Here is a 17829-nt window from a genome sequence, read left to right as displayed (position 1 = left end):
AAGGTGGACTCCACGACACGAAGCGAGGAGCAACCATGGACCTGCTCGACGACGCCCGCGCCCTCCAGGACGACCTGGTCAGGCTGCGCCGCACCCTGCACGCCGCGCCCGAGACCGGGCTCGAACTGCCCCGCACCCAGGAGACCGTGCTCGGCGCGCTCGACGGGCTCGGCCTCGACGTCACCACGGGCAAGGGCCTGTCATCGGTGACCGCCGTACTGCGCGGCGCCCGGCCGGGGCCGACGGTGCTGTTGCGCGGCGACATGGACGCCCTGCCCGTCGACGAGCGCACCGGCCTGGACTACGCGTCCGCCAACGGCTCCATGCACGCCTGCGGCCACGACCTGCACACCACCATGCTCGCGGGTGCCGCACGGCTGCTCGCCGCGCACCGGGACCGGCTCGCGGGCGACGTGGTGTTCATGTTCCAGCCGGGCGAGGAGGGCTTCGACGGGGCGCGGCACATGGTCGAGCAGGGCGTGCTCGACGCGTCGGGCCGGCGGGCCGACGCCGCGTACGCCATCCACGTCCTGTCGGCGGGGTTCGCGCACGGGCAGTTCGCTGTGCGGCCCGGCCCCGCGCTCGCCGCGTCCAACGGCCTCCACGTGACCGTGCGCGGCGCGGGCGGGCACGGCTCGATGCCGCACCGCGCGAAGGACCCGGTGCAGGCGGCGTGCGAGATGGTGACCTCGCTCCAGGCGTGGATCACCCGGACGTTCGACATCTTCGACCCGGTGGTGCTGACGGTGGGCGTGTTCCAGGCGGGCACGCAGTCGAACGTCATTCCCGACACGGCGTCGTTCCGGGCGACGGTGCGATGTTTCTCCGAGCGCTCCCTCGCGCTGCTGCGCGAGGGCACCGTGCGCGTGTGCCGGGGAATCGCCGACGCGTACGGCGTCGAGGTGGACGCGGAGTTCGTCGAGGTGTACCCGGTGACCGTCAACGACGCCGCCGAAGCGGCGTTCGTCTCCCGGACGGTGGCCGAACTGTTCGGCGGCGAGCGGTCGCTGGCGATGCCGCAGCCCCTGTCGGGTTCCGAGGACTTCTCGCGTGTCCTGGACGAGGTGCCGGGCGCGATGCTGTTCCTCGGCGCCACGCCGCCGGACGCCGACCACGACACGGCGCCGAACAACCACTCCCCGCTCGCGGTCTTCGACGACGCGGTCCTCGCGGACGGAACGGCGCTGTACGCGCGCCTGGCAGCGGACAGGCTGGCCAGGTAGGCCGTACGGGGCGCCGGGAGCCCGGTCGGGCCGGACAGGGCGCCGGGAGCCGTCGGTCGGCCGGTCCGGTCCCCCCGCATAGGATCCCTGGTCCAGGGGAGCTGGGGCCTGGGGCCGGGGGTCCGAGCCTCGGAGGCCGTGGAGAGGCGAGGGGCGCAGAGTGGCGAGGAAGGCGGCGCGGGGCGGACGGTACGAGGAGCCCAGGCGCAGGAAGCGGGACGACGAGGAAGGGTGCTGCACAGGAGCGCTCGACACCTACATCGGATGCGGCCGCTGCTGCCCCGCCCTCGCCCTGTCCTCCCTCGCTCTCCCCGTCTTTTCCTCCCTCTCCGGCCTCGTCCGCCCGGCTGGTGCGACGCGCGAAGAGGAGGACCCGGTCGCGCCCCGCCCGGCGGGCCGGACGGCCGCCGCGCTGTACGCAGGGGTGCGGCGCTACCGCGTCGCGGTGAGCCCCGGCCGGGCACCCTGCTGTCCGTACACCCCGAGCTGTTCGACGTACGCGATACGGGCACTGCACCGGCACGGGGCGGCGCGCGGCGGGCTACTGATTCTGCGGCGCCTGGCGCGGTGCCGTCCGGGCGCCGCACGGAGGCGCGGTTTCAGCGATCCGGTACCGGACTGACCCGGACTGACCGGGCCTCGGGGAGAGCGCGAACCGCACCTCCCTCCGGTCAGGCGAACACCTCCCTGTTCCGCGCCGCCCACGCCGCGAAGCTGCCGGGCGCCCGGCCAAGCACCCGCTCCGTGTCGGGGCTCACCCGCCGCTCCGCTTCCGACGGCTCGCCGAGCACGGACAGCGTGCCCTCCACCACCACGTCCGGCATGAAGCGCGACAGCACCGCCCGCGCCTCGTCACGGGTCAGCTGGGCGAACCGCACCGGCTCGCCCAGCGCCTCTCCGATGGCCCGTGCCTGTTCGCGCGGCGTGACGGGCGCGGGCCCGGTCAGTTCGTACGTGCGGCCCGTGTGTCCCGCCCCGCGCAGCACCCGGGCCGCGACAGCCGCGATGTCGGCGGGGTCGACGACCGGCAGTCCGACGTCCCCGAACGGCGCGGCGACCGTGCGCTGTTCGCGCACGCCCGGCACCCAGGCGAAGGCGTTCGTGGCGAAACCCGCGGGCCGCAGCACGGTCCACTCGGCCCCCGACTCCCGTACGGCCGCCTCGAACTCCCGCAGGTGGTCGTGGGACGCGGACCGCGGGCGGGTTCCGGCGAGTTGCGAGGACTGGAGCACGACCCGCCGTACGCCCGCCCTCTTGGCCGCGTCGAGGATCGCGCCCGGGTCCGTCCCGTCGCCCGCCCCTGCGACGAGGAGGTAGAGCGCGTCGGCCCCTTCGAGGGCGGGCAGCAGGCTCTCGGGCGCGGTGAGATCGGCGGAGTGGTGACGTACGCCCGGCTGTCGCGGCGCGTCCGAAGGGCGGCGCGACACGGCCGTCACCCGCTCGCCCGCCGCTGCGAGTTCCGCCACGAGGGTCCTGCCGACGTTTCCGGTGGCTCCCGTTACGACGATCATGTGGTGCTCCGTTCTGAGGTGGGTCGTCCGTTGTTGGCTGTCACCACTCTCACGGCCAAACAGGCCACCTTCTGGCCACTTTTCGCAGAAGAATGTCCGTCATGAAAGCTGACCGTCTGGTGGCGACGCTGCTGTTCCTGCAAGAGCGCGGGCGGGTGACCGTGGCCGAGGTCGCCGCGGAACTGGAGGTGTCGGTCCGCACCGCCCGCCGTGACCTGGAGGCACTCGCCCTGGCGGGCGTGCCCGTCTACTCGCAGCGCGGCCGGGGCGGCGGCTGGTCGCTCGTCGGCGGCGCGCGCACCAACCTGACCGGGCTGACCGCCGACGAGATCCGCTCCCTGTTCCTGCTGGCGGGCCCCTCGTCCACGACTCCGGCGTCGCGGACGGCGCTGCGCAAACTGGTGCGCGCGCTGCCGGCTCCACTGCGCGACGACGCCAAGGCGGCGTCCGAGGCGGGCGTGGTGGACGGCCTGGACTGGTCGCGCACGGCGGTCTCGGCCGACGAGCCGTGGCTCGGTGCGGTCCAGCGGGCGGTGGTGACCGGGGTGCGGATCAGGCTCGGGTACGCCCGGCCGGGCAGACCCGCACGCGAGCGGACCGTCCATCCGCTCGGCCTCGCCTCGAAGGCGGGCGCGTGGTACCTGGTCGCAGGGACGGACGAGGCCAACGACGACGGGACGGACGGCGGAGCCGCCGCGGGAACGGACGAGGGGGCAGCCGGGAGGGGCAAGGGGACAGCCGCCGAGGCGGGTGAGGGGGCAGCCGCCGGGTTGCGGACGTACCGCCTCAGCCGCGTGACGTCGGTCGCCGCGACGGGCGAGCCGGTGGTGCGGCCGGAGGGCTTCGACCTCGCAACGGCGTGGCGGGCGCTGGCGGCGCGGATGGAGGAGCGGATGGCGGCGGTCACGGTCCGTGCGGTCGCCGACGCGGACGCGGAACCGCTGCTGAGGCGGCTGTTCGGCGGCCGCCTGCGCATCGCCCCGCGCGAACCCGCCGCGCCGGACGACCGGATCCGGATCGAGCTGGACGGTCCTTCGCCCGAGGTCGTGGCCGCCCAGCTCGCCGGTCTCGGTGCCCGGGTGGAGGTCCTGCACCCGCCGGGAGCACGCGCCGCCCTCGCGGAGACCGCCGCCGCGCTGACCGCTCTCTACGGCCCCGTCCCCGAGCCGCGTAAACCAGCTTGACCCGCGCTTTATGGTTCGTCCATGAGCAGCACGACACTCCGCCTGGAGCCGATCACCCCGGCCAACCTCGACACCGCGACCGCCATCGAGGTCCGCCCCGACCAGGAACACCTGGTCGATCCGGTCGTGCGGTCCCTCGCCGAGGCGTACGCACACGGCGACGTCGCCTGGCCGCGCCTCATCGTCGACGGGGACCGCGCGGTCGGCTTCGTGATGGCGTTCCTCGACATCGACTTCGCGGGCGACGGCACCGGCACCGACATCCGCTCCGGCGTGTGGCGGCTGAACATCGCGGCGGGCGAACAGGGCCGGGGGTACGGCCGCTTCGCGGTCCAGGAGGTCATCGAGGAGGTCCGCCGCAGGGGCGGCGACCGGGTCACCGTCACCTGGGAGCCGGGCGACGAGGGCCCCGAGGGCTTCTACCTGGGCCTGGGTTTCCGCCCGACCGGCGAGACGAGCGGCGACGAGACGGTCGGGGAGCTCCGTATCGACGGCGGTGCCGACAGCGCGTGAGGGCTCGGCGGGAGCCGCCGCTCCCGCCCCTCTCCGGCTCGCGCCCCGTCACGGATCCCGCCGCGCAAATCCCTTTGACCGCCGCGGGAACCGTACGGATCATGGGCGCGTGTCCGCGCCCCGAAGGAGGCCCCGATGTCCGTGTCGAAGACGCCGCCCCTCGGAGGAGTCACACTGATCCGCGACGAACGGCTCACCCAGCACGTGGAGTACGCCTACGCCGCCACCGCCGACACTCCCCTCCGCACCGTCTGGACGGCGGGCGCCTGCCCCTTGGACACCGAGGGCAACACGGTCGCGATCGGCGACTACGCGGGCCAGACCCACCAGGTGATGCGCAACCTGATCTCCGCACTGGACGCCGCGGGCGCCGCGCTCACCGACGTCGTCAGGACCACGGTGTACGTGGCCTCGTCGGACCGGGCCGACCTGGCTGCGGCGTGGCAGGTGTACCGCTCGTACATGGGCGCGCACGACGCCCCCAGCACCCTGCTCGGCGTGACCGTGCTCGGCTACGACGGGCAGCTCGTCGAGGTCGAGGCGGCCGCCGTACTGCCCGACCCGGCCCGGTCCCCCGCCGCCTCCCCCGAAAGCCCCGCACCCTCCGACAACTGAAGGGCCCACCGTGCTGCTGCTCTCCACCGACCGTCTCACCCTGCGCCCGTTCCGCCAGGAGGACGCGGACGACCTGTACGCGTACCAGAGCCTGCCCGAGGTCGCGAAGTACCTCTATCGCCCGCCCTACACGCCCGAGCGCTGCGCGGAGGTCATCGAGGAGCGCGTGACGGCGAACGGGACGTGGCAGACCGACGGCGAGGTGCTGGTCCTCGCGGTGTGCCCGCGGGACGAGCCGGGCGTGGTCGGCGAGGTGGTGCTGAAGCTGGCGAGCGCCCGCGCCCGCCAGGTGGAGATCGGCTGGGTCTTCAACCCCGTGTACGCCGGGCGGGGGTACGCGACCGAGGCGGCCCGCGCCTTGGCCGTCGCCGCCTTCGACGAGCTGCACGCACATCGTGTCTTCGCCCGGCTAGACGCCGAGAACACCGCGTCGGCGCGGATCTGCGAGCGCCTGGGCATGCGCCTCGAAGCCCGCTTCGTGGAGAACGACCTGGACGGCGACCGCTGGGGCACCGAGTGCGTGTACGCGGCGCTCGCCGCCGACCTCAAGCGATGAGCACGGCATCGGCTCCGGAAGCGCGGGGCACGGGGCGGGATCCGGAGCGGTATGCGGACCGGCCGGAAGAGGATCCGGTGCGGCACGCGAACCGGCCCGGAGAGGATCCGGTGCGGCACGTCGATCGGGCCGGACGGGACGCCGAACAGACCGGGCGCGTCGTACGCGTCGTCGAGGGGGCACTGGGTCCCGCCGTCATCGGCATGTACCGGCACGGCTCGGCGACCTTCGGCGGACTGCGGCCGCACAGCGACATCGACGTGCTCGTGGCCGTACGGCGGCGCATCACGGACGCCGAGCGCGCGGCGCTCACGACGGGCCTGCTCGCGGTCTCCAGCACCTCGCCCGACGGCCCGCGCCCCGTCGAGCTGTGCGTGGTGGCCCAGCACGACGTACGGCCGTGGCGTTCCGCGCCGCACTGCGACTTCCTGTACGGGGAGTGGCTGCGCGAGGAGTTCGAGCGCGGCGGGGCCGCGGCGCCGGGGCCGAGCGACGACCTGGCGCCGCTGATCACGATGGTGCTGCGGGGCGACAGCCCGCTGACCGGACCGCCGCCCGGCGAGGTGTTCGCCCCGGTCCCGCCCGACGAACTGCGCCGGGCGATCGTTGCGGGGGTGCCTGAGCTGCTGGCGGAGCTGGAGTGGGACACCCGCAACGTGCTGCTGACGCTGGCCCGTGTCTGGTCGACCTTGGTGACCGGCGGGATCAGGTCCAAGGACGCGGCGGCTGACTGGGCCCTGGAACGGCTCCCCGACGAGCACCGCGCGGTACTGGTCCACGCGCGCGACGTCTACCGGGGAGAGGCGCTGGAGTCCTGGGAACGGCTCGCTCCCGCGGTGCTGCCGCACGCCGAGCACGTGGTCGCGGAGATCCGCGAGGCGACGAAGCACCCCTGAGGCGGCTACCGCTCCTCGGGGACCGCTTCTCCGAATACTCCGGGCTCTCCGGGTTCCCCTGGAGCCAGCTCGGCCGCCTTCGTCTCCTGCTCGACCGGCAGCCCCAGCCGTACACGGATCTCCCGCGCGGCCAGTGCGCACGCCTCGGCGCGCTCCGTCCGCCCCAGCCCCGTGAGGGCCCGGCCGAGCGCACCGAGCGCCATCGCCTGAAGCGGCTCGTGGCCGAGGATGCGCGCGCCCGCCAGGCTCCGTTCGAGGTGCGCCGCCGCCTCCGCGTACCCGCCCAGCTCGCACTCGGTGATGCCGGTGCGCAGCTCGACCATCAGTTCCAGGAACTCCGAACCGATCGCCCGGCAGCCCTCCAGCGCCTCGGTGTAGCTCTCCAGCGCCTCCTCGTGGCGGCCGAGCGCGCCGAGGGTGCGGGCGTGGCCCTGCTGGAGGTAGACGCGCACGACGGTCCAGCCGAGGGGTTCCGCCCGCCGGAGGGCGTCCGCCAGCAGGGCCAGTGCCTCGTCGCCCCGCCCGAGCTCCCGCAGGGGGCCCGCCGTGTTGTTCAGTGACTCCAGCTCGCCCCAGAGGTTGCCCCGCCTGATGTGGACCGCGGTGCTCTCGCGCAGCAGCGCGAGGGCGAGCGCCGGATCGTCGTACTCCAGCAGCGCCCGTACGTTGAGGAGTTGCCCCAGCACCGCCTCGTCGCCCGTGGCGCGGCTCAGCTCCAGCGCGGTGCGGACCTCGGCCGCGCCGTCCTCGACGCGGCCGACCTGCCAGAGCCCGCCCGCCAGCATGTAGCGGGCCCGGATCTGGGCCGGGCTGTCGCTGCGTTCGACGGCCGCCTGCGCGATGGCGGCCGCGGGGCCGTTGAGCCGGGGCCACAGGAAGTCGCTCTCGCCGAACGGGTCGAGGGCCAGCAGCAGGTCGGCGGCGGGGCCGATCGGCATGCCCGGCCGTTCGGCGGCCCGGCGGAGCACGGAGAGCACGGCGTCGAACTCCTCGCGCACCCACTCCTGTCCGGCCGCGGCACTGCTGAAGGGGGTACCGGCGGCCTTGGTACGGGCCAGGGCGTGCGGTACGGCGCAGCCGGGGCGGGCCAGTCGGTAGGCGCCGCTGACGGTGGCGAGGCTGTAGTCGACCAGCCGGCCGAGCGCCGCGTCCAGTTCGGCGGGCGTCTCGGTCTGCGCGGAGCGCGCCCGTGCGAAGAGCCGCAGCAGGTCGTGGCAGCGGTAGTGGCGGGCGCCGTGCGATTCCAGCAGGCCCGCGTCGACGAGCTGTTCCAGCATGTCGAGGGTCTCGTGCTCGGCGCGGTCCAGCACGGCGGCGGCCTTCTCGACGGAGACCAGCGGTCCCTCGGGGACGGCCAGCAGCCGGAAGACCCGGGCGAGTTCGGGCGTCAGCTGGTCGTAGCTGAGTTGAAACGACGCCTCGACGGCCAGGTCACCCACTTTCAGCTGGTCGAGCCTGCGTCGCTCGTCGGCGAGGCGGCCCGCGAGGTCGGCGATGGTCCAGCCGGGCCGCTGGGCGAGGCGGGCGCCCACGATCCGTACCGCGAGCGGGAGGTGACCGCAGGCCGCGATCAGTTCGGCCGCGGCGTCCGGCTCGGCCTCGACGCGCTCCTGGCCGATCATGCGGCCGAGCAGTTCCAGGGCCTCGGCCTGGGTGAACACATCGAGTTCGATGCTGCGCACGGGCAGCGAAAGGAGCTTGGTGCGGCTGGTCACCAGGGCCGCGCAGCCGGGTGTGGACGGCAGCAGCGGGGCGACCTGCCGTTCGTCGGCGGCGTTGTCGAGCACGACGAGGACGCGGCGTCCGGCGAGCGCGGAGCGGTACAGCGCGGCCCGCTCCTCCAGGCCCTCCGGTACGGGGCCCGCGCCGAGCGCGCGCAGGAACCTCGCCAGGACCTCGGAGGGTTCGGCGGGAGCCGCCGAAGCGCCGAGCAGGTCGGCGTGCAGCTGTCCGTCGGGGTAGCGGCCGCGCACCTGGTGTCCGGTGTGCAGGGCGAGAGCGGTCTTGCCGACGCCGCCGATGCCGGACACGGCGGAGAGGACGACGTGGGGCGCGTCGCCGTCGAGGGCCGCGAGCAGTCGGGTGCTGCTCTCGTCGCGGCCGGTGAAGTCGGCGGGCGGTGCGGGAAGTTGGGCGGGGACGGGCAGCCTGCCCGGCTCGCCGGTGAGCCAGGCGCCGGTGTTCCGCCCCTGGCCGGGTCCGGCGGCGCGCGGGGCGGGGGCGCGTGCCGCGTCGTGGCCGAGCACCGGGTCGGCGTGCAGGACGCGCAGGTGCAGCTCGGTGAGGGCGGGGCCCGGCTCGACGCCGAGCTCGTCGGCGAGCAGCCGCCGTACGTCGGCGTAGACGGCGAGGGCTTCGGCCTGCCGCCCGCTGCGGTACAGGGCCAGCATGAGGTGGGCCTGGAGCCCTTCGCGCAGCGGGTGCTCGGCGACGAGGACGCTCAGTCCGGGAACGGCCTCGGCGTGCGCGCCGAGCGCCAGGTCCAGGCCGAAGCGGGTCTCCAGGGCGGCGAGCCTGCTCTCGGCGAGCGTGGCGCGCAGTCCTTCCGCGTACGGCCCTGGGACGCCCGCGAGCGGCTGTCCGTGCCAGAGGCCGAGTGCTTCGTCGAGCTGTCGGCGCGCGGCGCGCGGGTCGCCGTCGGCGGCACTGCGGTCGGCGCGCGCCACCAGTTCCTCGTGGAGCGCGACGTCGAAGGAGCCGTCGGCGGGCTTGAGCAGATAGCCACCGTGCTCGGAGCGCAGGACGCGGGCCGGGGTGCGCGGCGGGCGGTCCGGCTCCAGTTTGCGGCGCAGTTCGCCGATCTGGGTCTGGAGCGTGGAAAGGGCGCGCCGGGGGGCGGCCGCGCCCCATATCCCGTCGACGAGTTCCCCGGTGGAGACGGGCCGGCCGCGTCGGCCGAGGAGCATGGCGAGGACGGCCTGCTGCTGGGGGCTGAGCGGGACGCTCGCGTCGCCGCGCAGGACCCGTACCGGCCCCAGCAGGGTGTAGCCAAGGTCAGTTGCGTGCATGTCTCCCGCGCTCTCCGCTGTCCCCGTCCACATGTCCCCTGTCGGCCCCCGCGCCGATGTCTGCCCTGTTGGCCCTTGCATCGGCCTGGCACATTGTATGGATGGGCAAGCCGATGGTGTTCGTTCGGGCAGAGCCGCCCACTTGACACCAAGCAGATTGGCTGATTAGTTCCGCCGTCGTCACGGCGGCGCGCCGGTCAGGGGTCCGTCGCGGCGGCCGGAGCCGTACTCGCCGCTGGCCGAGTGGCGCCCACGGAGCGCGAGTTACGGGCGGTACGCGCCCCAGGGCCGGGCGCGCGGGCGGCTCGGCGGGGCGCCCCCGGACGCGAACTGCGGGTAAAGCCCAGACCAAGGACGGTCGGCGTTCCCCCCACGGGCGTACGAGGACCGCGCTTCGAAGGCCTCCGCGATCCGCTCCAGCGGCGACAGGTGAGTGATGAAGATCTCCAGCTGTTCCGGCACCGGCGGTGCGGCCGGCCCCGAGTACTCCGGCCGTGTCGTCCGCGCCGCGCCCGCCGACGGCTTCGAGGGGATCAGGAGCTCGCCAGGCCGCCTGCGGTCTCGCCGCCGTCGATCACGAACGAGTGGCCGGTGACGAAGGCACCCGCGGGCGAGGCGAGGTAGGCGACGGCCGAGGCGATCTCGGCGGGGTCGGCGAGCCGTCGCAGCGGGACCTTTGCCGCGCACTCCGCCAGCGCCGCCTCGGCGTACTCGGCACGCTGCAACGGCGTCAGTACGTAGCCGGGGCAGACGGCGTTGACCCGGACCGCAGGAGCCAGTTCCAGCGCCATGGTCTTGGTGAGTTCGATGACGGCGGCCTTGCTGACGTTGTGGCCCGCGTAGTTCGGGATGCCGACGAGCCCGCCCACGGACGCGATGTTGACGATCGCGCCGCCGTTGCCGCGCACCATGCGCCGGGCCGCCTGCTGGGCGACCAGGAAGGTTCCGGTGAGGTTCACCTCCAGGGTTTCGCGCCAGGCCTCGGGCGTGGCGTCGAGGAACGCCTGGCGGACACTGACGTCCGCGCTGTTGCACAGCACGTCGATGCCGCCCCACACGTCGTCGAGCGCGTCGAAGGCCCGCGCCACCTGCCCGGCGTCCGACACGTCGCCCGGCAGCAGGAGGTGGGGCGCGAGGTCCAGCTTCGCGGCCCGTTCGAGGCCGACCCGGTCCCGGTCGAGTACGGCGACCCGGGCGCCGTCCTGCCGGAAGCGGTGTGCGACCGCCGCGCCGATGCCCGACGCGCCACCCGTGACCAGCACTCTCGGGGCCCGCCCCCCGTCGGGCGTGCCCGGTGTGTTCGGAGTCCGCGCCACGGCTCAGCCCGAGCTGTTCGGATCGTTCCCGCGCGAGGATTTCGGGATCTCCGCACGGGGATTCGGGATCTCCGCAGGGGAAACCGGTTTCGCATTGATTCCGGCAGCTCGCGTGCTCTCTTCGGCAGAAATAGCTACCCCCCGTTGATGCGCACCCTGCGACTGGCGTGGCGCATCGCATACAGAACGTATACGGCAGCAGCCTCTGCCGCTCCGCGCATCCTCAGCAAGGCGCCTTTGAGTCACCTTCCATCATCTTCCATCGTCTGATTTCCGGTGCGCACGACCCACTTGCCGACCTCTTGGTACTGGGAGTCGTAAACCGCCTCACCCGTACCGGGCTTCAGATCGTAATGACCCAGGTTTCCACCCCAGTAGCGAAGGATCCTTCCCAATTCGGCGGCGGGTTCGGCAGCCAGGGCCGTACCGTCCATCTCGATTTCCAGCACGAACTTCATCCCTATCCGTCCTTCGCTTCCGTTTCCGCTGCCGAGAAATTCCCGACCTTCGGAAAGCAGGAAGGACCCACCAGGCCCTCCGCGCATTCCCTGGCCTCAATCGTCTCATTGAACCGTGCAGTGAAGGTTTTCCACTGGAAACCCCAGAGTTTCAGGGCAGTGACCCCTGACAGGTCTCAAACGGGCCGTCGCCCACCCCGCCCCGCCCTCACGTTTCCCGCTCGCCGAATGCGCCGTGTCGCCCCGCCCCCGCAGCGAACCTCGCCGCGCCCGCCACCGTTTCGGTCGTCAACGACACCGCGCCGTGCTCGAACTCGTTGGCCAGCGCGGCCTCCTCCGTCATGCCCTCCTGCTCCAGCACCGACAGCCGGTCCTCCCGCAGGCAGCGCTGCGGGAACCCGGCGATCTCCGCCGCGAGCTCCCGCGCCGCCGCCAGGGCCCGGCCGGTGGGCACCACCCTGTTGGCGAGACCGATGCGCAGCGCCTCCGCCGCGTCGACCGGCCTCCCGGTGAGGATCATGTCCATGGCCACGCTGGTGCCGATCAGCCGGGGCAGCCGCACCGTGCCGCCATCGATGAGCGGGACGCCCCACCGGCGGCAGAACACTCCGAAGACCGCGCTCTCGTCGGCCACCCTCAGGTCCGCCCAGAGCGCCAGCTCAAGCCCGCCCGCCACGGCGTGCCCGCTCACCGCCGCGACGACCGGCTTGGTGAGGCGCATCCTCGTCACCCCCATCGGACCGTCGCCCTCCCGGTCCACCCGGTTGCCCCGGCCCTCGCTGATCGCCTTGAGATCGGCGCCCGCGCAGAACGCGCCGCCCGCACCGTGCAGCACCGCGACCGCCGCCCCGTCGTCGGCGTCGAACGCCCGGAACGCCTCGGCCAGCGCCGCCGCCGTCTCGCGGTCCACGGCGTTGCGGACCTCGGGCCTGTGCAGTTCCACCGTGGTGACCGCACCCTCGCGGCTCACCCGTACCGTCTCGGTTCCCATGGCGCCCGATGCTAGGGCGTGGCACCACGCGCCCGTGGTCGTTCCGCGGGAGCGAGCTGTGCGGTTCAGCGGGTCCGGTAGTGGGCGTAGATCAGCCCGCCGGCGAAGGCGCGCTGGTCGACCAGTTCGAGGTCGAGGCGCACACCGTCGGGGAAGAAGCGCTTGCCGCCGCCGACCAAGCTCGTGGTGATGAACAGGTGGTACTCGTCCACCAGACCGGCCCTGATCGCCTGGGCCGCGAGGTTCGGACCGTCGACGGTGAGGTCGCGCTCCGCCTCGGCCTTGAGCTCGCGCACCGCGTCCGGATCGAAGGTCCGCTCGATCCTGGTCCTCCGCCCCGGTACCGAGGTCGCCCTCCGCCGCCTCGGCACAGCCGTCGAGCGAGGTGAACATCGAGTAGATGAGCTTGACCATGGGTCTCCTCGGATACGACCGCACCGGTCCGCCGACCGCCGACGGTTCCGCGGATGGTGACCTCCGTACGCGCCGGAACTCATCGGCCGACCGGCCGGACACGCTCCAGCGCACCGAATCGGCACCATCACCCTTTTGGGTGCCCACCGTTCCAATACGCCCCGCACACCTTCCCGTTCGGTCAGGATCGCGACCATGCCGATCTCTGAGAGCACCCAGGAAGCCGCCCAGGACACCCTCGACCAGCGCCGAGCCGAGCTCCAGGCGAAGAAGGCGCTCAAGGCCCAGCGGCGCGCGGAGAACGAACGCAACGCCGCGGCCAACGCCGAGCGCCGCCGCCGTCTCGCGCTGCCGCCCCAGGAGCGGCTGATGGCCTCCGCGGCGATCGAGAAGATCGAGGCCCGCTGGACGGTTCCGGAGCCCGAGGTGCCGCTGGAGGAAGTGATGGCGGCCCAGCGGGCCGCGATGACCCGGGTCGAAGTCGTCGAGGTGATCCGGGAGATCACGGTGGAGGTGACCGCCCCGCCGCTGCCCCCGGGGTCGTACACCGAGTGCGAGGTGTGCGTCGGGCGCGGAATGCGGGACCGGTACGGCCAGGTCCCCGCGGCCGCACACCACATGCTCCTCACGGACTCCGCCGGGGAACGGGTCGCCGTGATCGAGACGTGCCCCACCCATGTGCCCTACGTCCAGGCGACGGCCAAGCGGCGAGGCTTCAAGGCGACGAGCCAGAACTGAACCACGGGGCCCCTCCCCCCTCCCCCTCCCTCCCCGCCCTCCCCGCCCCCTCCGCCCCCGCCGCCACCCCGTGCTCAAATCCCCATGGACGATGATCCACTCCGCGCCGTAGCGTCGGACTCCATGACTGGATCCCCGTCCTCGCCCCCGCCCCCGTCCTTGCCCCTGTCCCCGCAGCCGCCCCCGCCCGTGGCGCTGTCGGTTTCGGAGCCCGACGCGACTGCCGTCCGGCCCTTTCGCATCGCGGTCCCCCAGTGCGACCTGGACGATCTCAACGATCGTCTCGACCGCACCCGCTGGCCCGACGAGCTGCCCGGCGTCGGCTGGTCTTACGGCGTTCCGCTCGGCTACCTCCAAGAGCTCGTGCACCACTGGCGGCACGAGTACGACTGGCGCGCCGCCGAAGCCGCGCTGAACGAATGGCCGCAGTTCACCACCACGATCGACGGCGCGAACGTGCACTTCGCGCACATCCGCTCGCCCGAACCGGACGCGACCCCGCTCCTCATGACGCACGGCTGGCCCGGCTCGTTCGCGGAGTTCGCCCACGTGGTGGGACCGCTCACCGACCCCAGGGGCCACGGCGGCGACCCCTCCCAGGCGTTCCATCTGGTGCTCCCGAGCATTCCCGGCTTCGGTCTCTCCGGTCCCACCCGGGAGACGGGCTGGGAGTTCAAACGGGTGTCGAAGGCGTTCGCCGAGCTGATGCGGCGCCTTGGGTACGAGCGGTACGGCGTGCAGGGCGGCGACTGGGGCGCGGCGATCTCCCGCGAACTGGGTCGTGCCCTGCCCGATCGTGTCATCGGCGTTCACCTCAATCTGCTTCCCGGAGCGGGCGCGGTACAGGAGCCCACCGCCGAGGAGCTGGCAGGTCTGAGTCCTGCGGAGCGGGACCGTACGGTCGCGTCGTGGGAGCGGATGCGCCAGTGGCAGCGTGACAAGCAGGGGTACGCGGACCTTCAGTCCACCCGCCCGCAGACCCTCGCCTACGGCCTGACCGACTCCCCGGTCGGTCAGCTCGCCTGGATCGCCGAGAAGTTCAAGGAGTGGACGGACTCGACCGAGCGGCCCGAGGACGCCGTCGACCGCGACCACCTGCTCACCAACGTGATGCTGTACTGGCTGACCGGCACGGCCGGGTCGTCCGCCCGCATCTACTACGAGCGGGCCCACGCGGACTACTGGGGCGAGCCGCCCGAGCCTTCCCGGACGCCGACCGCGCTCGCCGACTTCCCCCGCGACAACTTCATCCCCCTGCGGCACATCGCCGAACGGACCAACAACATCGTCCGGTGGACGCGGTACGAGCGGGGCGGACACTTCGCGGCGATGGAGCAACCCGAAGCTCTGGTCTCCGACATCCGTACGTTCTTCGCCGAACTGCCCACCGCCCCTCCCTATCCCTACGCGAGCCTCGGAGGCTGACGCGGGCCTGCGGATATCCGGCCGGGCGGATCCCGCTTCCCTTTCGGCTCTTTCGGCGTTCTGCCCGTCACCAGCTCCAGCCCTGCCCCGGTGTCGCTTCCCGGCCCGTGGTCCTGCCCTGCGCCCTGCCGACCGCTGGACCACGGCTCCCGTTTCGAAGGCCGCCCCGGCCCCTGCCGCTCACCTCGCGTCCCTGGGATGCCTCCCGTCCTCGGCTCGTGCTCCTCGTCCGGTGTCCGTCCCGGTGACTCGTCGTCCCGCCCTCAGGTCCGGTCCCTGGCCCGGTGTCGTTCCGTCCGGGTCCTTCGGGGGCATTGCCCGCGGCGCGCCGGGCGGAGATCACCGAGGCGCGCTTGGCTCCTCGCCTGAGCCGGCCGAGTCCCAGCCGGGCCAGCAGGCTCAACTGCCCGTGTCCCCGTCCGCCCGCGGGACGTTGCGCCACGGGATTCTTCACCCGCGCCTCGGCCAGGGCCTGCGCGAAGTTGAGGCGTTGCCACAGGACTTCGTCCGGGTCGTGCGCCCGGACGAGCTGTTCCACGACGTCCTGTGCGGCCAGTGACTCGGGGCGGACCTGGGCCAGGGAGGGGCGCAGCCGGTGCAGCAGGCTCCTCTCGTGCGGATCCGGTACGGCCTCCTGGACCGCTTCGGGCTTCAGGACGGCCCCAATGATCGCCGCGCGCTCCCAGGGGTCGTCGGTCTGGCCGAGCAGTCGGCCGACCCTGCGTCCCCGCCAGTTGCGCGCCCGCCAGTCACCGCCCTGGGCGAGCACCTTGCGCATCTCCTCCGGGGCCCGGCCCGTCAGAAGGTCGGGTTCGCGGGCGGCGAAGTCCTTCAGCTCCTCGGCCAGATAGAGCCAGACGACGGCTCGGTACCTGTTCAGATAGAAGCGGACCGGTGTGAAGTATCCGGCCCTGGCCAGCCGGGTGAAGCGGTCCGGGCCGACTCCGATGAGTCGGGCCCCGTCCGTCGTTCCCACCGTCCTCACGCGCCGGCGGAGGGCTTCGGGGAAGCCCGGGTCCGCGCGCAGCCGCTCCACTTCCTCGCACGGCACGCGGCGTTTGGTCCCGCGCCCGGCCACGGCCGCGGTGCGGATGTGTCCCAGCTGAACGGCGAGCTCGAATTCGCCGCGCTTCAATGCAAGTTCCGCGGCGGCGCGGCCCTGCGCCAGGGTACGGCTGTTGTCCGATTCGGTCATGACGGTCTCCCCCGTGCGTCACGAATACGCTGTGTGAAGACCGTAGCCCGCCGGGGCGAATCCCGCTCAAGCCTGTGGATAACCTTGTTCCCGACAGGGAAATCCCAGTTCAGAGGCCTTGTCGGAATGTTTCCGGGCCGCGCTGGACCGTGCTCAGAATCCGTTGACGGAGGCGTTGCTGCCCGGGTTCCGAGCGGCGACGCCGAGGTGTTCGCCGACGCGGTTGACGAGCAGAGTCATCTCGTACGCGACCTGGCCGACGTCGGCCTCGGCCGCACTCAACACACAGAGGCAACTGCCGTCGCCCGCCGCGGTGACGAAGAGCATCGCGTCGTCGAACTCCACCATCGTCTGCCGCGCCCGGCCGGCGTGGAAGTGACGTCCCGATCCCCGGGCGAGGCTGTGCAGTCCTGACGAGACCGCCGCGAGGTGCTCCGCGTCCTCGCGTGCCAGCCCCGTGCTCGCCCCGGTCACCAAGCCGTCGTTGGACAGCACGATCGCGTGCCGTATGTGTTCGACCCTCCTGGTCAGGTCGTCCAGGAGCCAGTCGAGTCCTTTGTCCAGAGCCACGTGCCGTCCTCCCCGCTTCATACGTTCCCCGCACCCCGCGTAACGGCCACCCTTCCTTACTGTCCGCGTACGGGCAACCCGTCCTCCGCTTCGGGGAGTCGCGCCGTGGCCAGGGCATCGGCGGCGGATGATGGGCGCATGGCGAAGAAAATGACGCATGACGAGTGGCGGGCCTTCCTCTCGGAGGGCACGCGCACGGGCAAGCTGGCGACGGTGAAGGCCGACGGAAGCCCGCACGTGGCGCCGATCTGGTTCGTGCTGGACGGCGACGACCTGGTGTTCAACACCGGCAAGGAGACCGTGAAGGGCCGCAACCTCCTGCGGGACGGCCGGGTGGCGCTCTGTGTGGACGACGACCGGCCGCCGTTCTCCTTCGTGGTGGTGCACGGGCGCGTCGAGATCAGTGAGGACCCTGCCGAGCTGGTGCGGTGGGCGGCGCGGATCGGCGGACGGTACATGGGCGAGGACCGGGCGGAGGAGTTCGGGAAGCGCAACGGTGTGCCCGGCGAGCTGCTGGTGCGCGTCCGCGTCGAGAAGGTCCTGGCCATGGCCGACGTGGCCGACTAGTCGTTGTCGGGGTCTTCGAAGGTGTCGAGGAGCCGGGCGGTGTGTATCCGTCCGGCGTACTCGACGAGCCTGATGAGTACTTCCTTTCCCGAATCGCGGTCCCGTGCGTCGCACAGCACGACGGGGGTCCCCTGGTCGAGGTCCAGGGCCCGTGAGACTTCCTGGGTGCCGTAAGTGCGCACGCCGGGGAAGCAGTTGACGGCGACCACGAACGGAATCCGCCGGTGCTCGAAGTAGTCGACCGCCGGGAAGCAGTCGCCGAGGCGGCGGGTGTCCGCGAGGACGACCGCGCCGAGCGCGCCCTGGGCCAGTTCGTCCCACAGGAACCAGAAGCGGTCCTGTCCCGGTGTGCCGAAGAGGTAGAGGGAGAGGCCCGACCGGATGGTGATCCGGCCGAAGTCCATGGCGACCGTGGTCGTGGTCTTCTGGTCGACTCCCCCGGTGTCGTCGACGCGCTCTCCGGCCTCGCTGAGCAGTTCCTCGGTGCGCAGCGGACGGATCTCGCTGACCGATCCGACCAGGGTGGTCTTGCCGACGCCGAACCCTCCGGCGACGAGTATCTTCAGCGCGAGCGGGGTGCTGTCCACGTCCGTGCCCTCTGCTCGTTCGGAACTCATCGATCACTTCTTCCTGTCGGCGACTGATCGGA

19 protein-coding genes are annotated in these 17829 nt (G+C 72.6%); 10 read left to right on the top strand and 9 right to left on the bottom strand.

Annotation, left to right across the window (positions count from 1 at the left end; translation table 11 throughout):
- Positions 1-35: 35 nt before the first annotated feature.
- Together ACIBNE_RS03485 and yidD are read left to right on the top strand one after the other, a co-directional pair.
- Positions 36-1223, top strand: coding sequence for a M20 family metallopeptidase (locus tag ACIBNE_RS03485; RefSeq protein ID WP_399269022.1), 1188 nt, complete (start codon positions 36-38; stop codon positions 1221-1223).
- Between the two features lie 160 nt (positions 1224-1383).
- A complete protein-coding gene (gene yidD, locus ACIBNE_RS03480) occupies positions 1384-1845 on the top strand; it encodes a membrane protein insertion efficiency factor YidD (RefSeq protein ID WP_399269020.1) in 462 nt (153 codons plus the stop codon).
- Between the two features lie 49 nt (positions 1846-1894).
- Here yidD and ACIBNE_RS03475 read toward each other — a convergent pair whose 3' ends face one another.
- Positions 1895-2734 (bottom strand): SDR family oxidoreductase, encoded by an 840-nt coding sequence (locus ACIBNE_RS03475; RefSeq protein ID WP_399269018.1) that lies wholly within the window; start codon positions 2732-2734, stop codon positions 1895-1897.
- A gap of 101 nt (positions 2735-2835) precedes the next feature.
- On the opposite strand from ACIBNE_RS03475, the gene ACIBNE_RS03470 reads away from it, so the two are divergent.
- From ACIBNE_RS03470 to ACIBNE_RS03450, 5 genes are all read left to right on the top strand, one after another.
- On the top strand, positions 2836-3918 hold the full coding sequence (locus ACIBNE_RS03470) for a helix-turn-helix transcriptional regulator (protein ID WP_399269016.1): 1083 nt from the start codon (positions 2836-2838) through the stop codon (positions 3916-3918).
- A 21-nt stretch (positions 3919-3939) separates the two neighbouring features.
- On the top strand, positions 3940-4431 hold the full coding sequence (locus tag ACIBNE_RS03465) for a GNAT family N-acetyltransferase (RefSeq protein ID WP_399269014.1): 492 nt from the start codon (positions 3940-3942) through the stop codon (positions 4429-4431).
- Positions 4432-4566: 135 nt separating this feature from the next.
- Positions 4567-5046 (top strand): RidA family protein, encoded by a 480-nt coding sequence (locus ACIBNE_RS03460; RefSeq protein ID WP_399269012.1) that lies wholly within the window; start codon positions 4567-4569, stop codon positions 5044-5046.
- Between the two features lie 10 nt (positions 5047-5056).
- Positions 5057-5602 (top strand): GNAT family N-acetyltransferase, encoded by a 546-nt coding sequence (locus ACIBNE_RS03455; RefSeq protein WP_399269010.1) that lies wholly within the window; start codon positions 5057-5059, stop codon positions 5600-5602.
- A 110-nt stretch (positions 5603-5712) separates the two neighbouring features.
- The gene (locus ACIBNE_RS03450) at positions 5713-6498 is read left to right on the top strand and encodes an aminoglycoside adenylyltransferase family protein (protein ID WP_399269008.1); all 786 of its coding nucleotides are present in this window, start codon (positions 5713-5715) and stop codon (positions 6496-6498) included.
- A gap of 5 nt (positions 6499-6503) precedes the next feature.
- On the opposite strand, the gene ACIBNE_RS03445 is transcribed toward ACIBNE_RS03450, so the two are convergent.
- From ACIBNE_RS03445 to ACIBNE_RS03425, 5 genes are all read right to left on the bottom strand, one after another.
- Positions 6504-9506 carry an AfsR/SARP family transcriptional regulator gene (locus ACIBNE_RS03445; RefSeq protein ID WP_399269006.1) on the bottom strand — a complete coding sequence of 1001 codons (3003 nt, stop codon included), beginning with the start codon at positions 9504-9506 and terminating at the stop codon, positions 6504-6506.
- 533 nt (positions 9507-10039) lie between these two features.
- The gene (locus tag ACIBNE_RS03440; RefSeq protein ID WP_399269004.1) at positions 10040-10768 is read right to left on the bottom strand and encodes an SDR family NAD(P)-dependent oxidoreductase; all 729 of its coding nucleotides are present in this window, start codon (positions 10766-10768) and stop codon (positions 10040-10042) included.
- A gap of 296 nt (positions 10769-11064) precedes the next feature.
- Entirely contained in the window at positions 11065-11280 is a 216-nt protein-coding gene (locus tag ACIBNE_RS03435) for a hypothetical protein (RefSeq protein ID WP_399269002.1), read from the bottom strand.
- 208 nt (positions 11281-11488) lie between these two features.
- Positions 11489-12271, bottom strand: coding sequence for a crotonase/enoyl-CoA hydratase family protein (locus ACIBNE_RS03430; RefSeq protein WP_399269000.1), 783 nt, complete (start codon positions 12269-12271; stop codon positions 11489-11491).
- A gap of 65 nt (positions 12272-12336) precedes the next feature.
- Complete coding sequence (locus ACIBNE_RS03425) at positions 12337-12567, bottom strand: dihydrofolate reductase family protein (RefSeq protein ID WP_399268998.1); 231 nt, start codon at positions 12565-12567, stop codon at positions 12337-12339.
- A gap of 313 nt (positions 12568-12880) precedes the next feature.
- On the opposite strand from ACIBNE_RS03425, the gene ACIBNE_RS03420 reads away from it, so the two are divergent.
- Positions 12881-13423: a hypothetical protein gene (locus ACIBNE_RS03420; RefSeq protein WP_399268996.1), complete on the top strand. Its 543-nt coding sequence runs from the start codon at positions 12881-12883 to the stop codon at positions 13421-13423.
- A gap of 123 nt (positions 13424-13546) precedes the next feature.
- Positions 13547-14848 carry an epoxide hydrolase family protein gene (locus ACIBNE_RS03415; protein WP_399268994.1) on the top strand — a complete coding sequence of 434 codons (1302 nt, stop codon included), beginning with the start codon at positions 13547-13549 and terminating at the stop codon, positions 14846-14848.
- 67 nt (positions 14849-14915) lie between these two features.
- Here the strand turns inward: ACIBNE_RS03415 and ACIBNE_RS03410 are convergent, their stop codons facing one another.
- Entirely contained in the window at positions 14916-16043 is a 1128-nt protein-coding gene (locus tag ACIBNE_RS03410; RefSeq protein ID WP_399268992.1) for a DUF6397 family protein, read from the bottom strand.
- A 153-nt stretch (positions 16044-16196) separates the two neighbouring features.
- Complete coding sequence (locus ACIBNE_RS03405) at positions 16197-16613, bottom strand: roadblock/LC7 domain-containing protein (protein ID WP_399268990.1); 417 nt, start codon at positions 16611-16613, stop codon at positions 16197-16199.
- A 138-nt stretch (positions 16614-16751) separates the two neighbouring features.
- Here ACIBNE_RS03405 and ACIBNE_RS03400 point away from each other — a divergent pair, with 138 nt between their 5' ends.
- A complete protein-coding gene (locus ACIBNE_RS03400) occupies positions 16752-17180 on the top strand; it encodes a PPOX class F420-dependent oxidoreductase (RefSeq protein ID WP_399268988.1) in 429 nt (142 codons plus the stop codon).
- Here the strand turns inward: ACIBNE_RS03400 and ACIBNE_RS03395 are convergent.
- On the bottom strand, positions 17177-17797 hold the full coding sequence (locus tag ACIBNE_RS03395) for a GTP-binding protein (RefSeq protein WP_399268986.1): 621 nt from the start codon (positions 17795-17797) through the stop codon (positions 17177-17179). The two genes, ACIBNE_RS03400 and ACIBNE_RS03395, sit on opposite strands and share 4 nt — an antisense overlap.
- Positions 17798-17829 lie beyond the last annotated feature (32 nt).

The sequence above is a fragment of the Streptomyces sp. NPDC050504 genome (assembly GCF_044458065.1).
Lineage (GTDB): Bacteria > Actinomycetota > Actinomycetes > Streptomycetales > Streptomycetaceae > Streptomyces.
The sequence above is the reverse complement of the archived record's forward strand: the minus strand, read 5'-3'. Positions and strand labels throughout refer to the sequence as shown.

Coding starts and splice junctions, on each gene's coding strand:
- ACIBNE_RS03395 (WP_399268986.1), bottom strand. CDS start 17,797: ATGAGTTCCGAACGAGCAGAGGGCACGGACGTGGACAGCACCCCGCTC.
- ACIBNE_RS03470 (WP_399269016.1), top strand. CDS start 2,836: ATGAAAGCTGACCGTCTGGTGGCGACGCTGCTGTTCCTGCAAGAGCGC.
- ACIBNE_RS03485 (WP_399269022.1), top strand. CDS start 36: ATGGACCTGCTCGACGACGCCCGCGCCCTCCAGGACGACCTGGTCAGG.
- ACIBNE_RS03430 (WP_399269000.1), bottom strand. CDS start 12,271: ATGGGAACCGAGACGGTACGGGTGAGCCGCGAGGGTGCGGTCACCACG.
- ACIBNE_RS03465 (WP_399269014.1), top strand. CDS start 3,940: ATGAGCAGCACGACACTCCGCCTGGAGCCGATCACCCCGGCCAACCTC.
- ACIBNE_RS03435 (WP_399269002.1), bottom strand. CDS start 11,280: ATGAAGTTCGTGCTGGAAATCGAGATGGACGGTACGGCCCTGGCTGCC.
- ACIBNE_RS03460 (WP_399269012.1), top strand. CDS start 4,567: ATGTCCGTGTCGAAGACGCCGCCCCTCGGAGGAGTCACACTGATCCGC.
- ACIBNE_RS03445 (WP_399269006.1), bottom strand. CDS start 9,506: ATGCACGCAACTGACCTTGGCTACACCCTGCTGGGGCCGGTACGGGTC.
- ACIBNE_RS03400 (WP_399268988.1), top strand. CDS start 16,752: ATGGCGAAGAAAATGACGCATGACGAGTGGCGGGCCTTCCTCTCGGAG.
- ACIBNE_RS03420 (WP_399268996.1), top strand. CDS start 12,881: ATGCCGATCTCTGAGAGCACCCAGGAAGCCGCCCAGGACACCCTCGAC.
- ACIBNE_RS03415 (WP_399268994.1), top strand. CDS start 13,547: ATGACTGGATCCCCGTCCTCGCCCCCGCCCCCGTCCTTGCCCCTGTCC.
- ACIBNE_RS03410 (WP_399268992.1), bottom strand. CDS start 16,043: ATGACCGAATCGGACAACAGCCGTACCCTGGCGCAGGGCCGCGCCGCC.
- ACIBNE_RS03475 (WP_399269018.1), bottom strand. CDS start 2,734: ATGATCGTCGTAACGGGAGCCACCGGAAACGTCGGCAGGACCCTCGTG.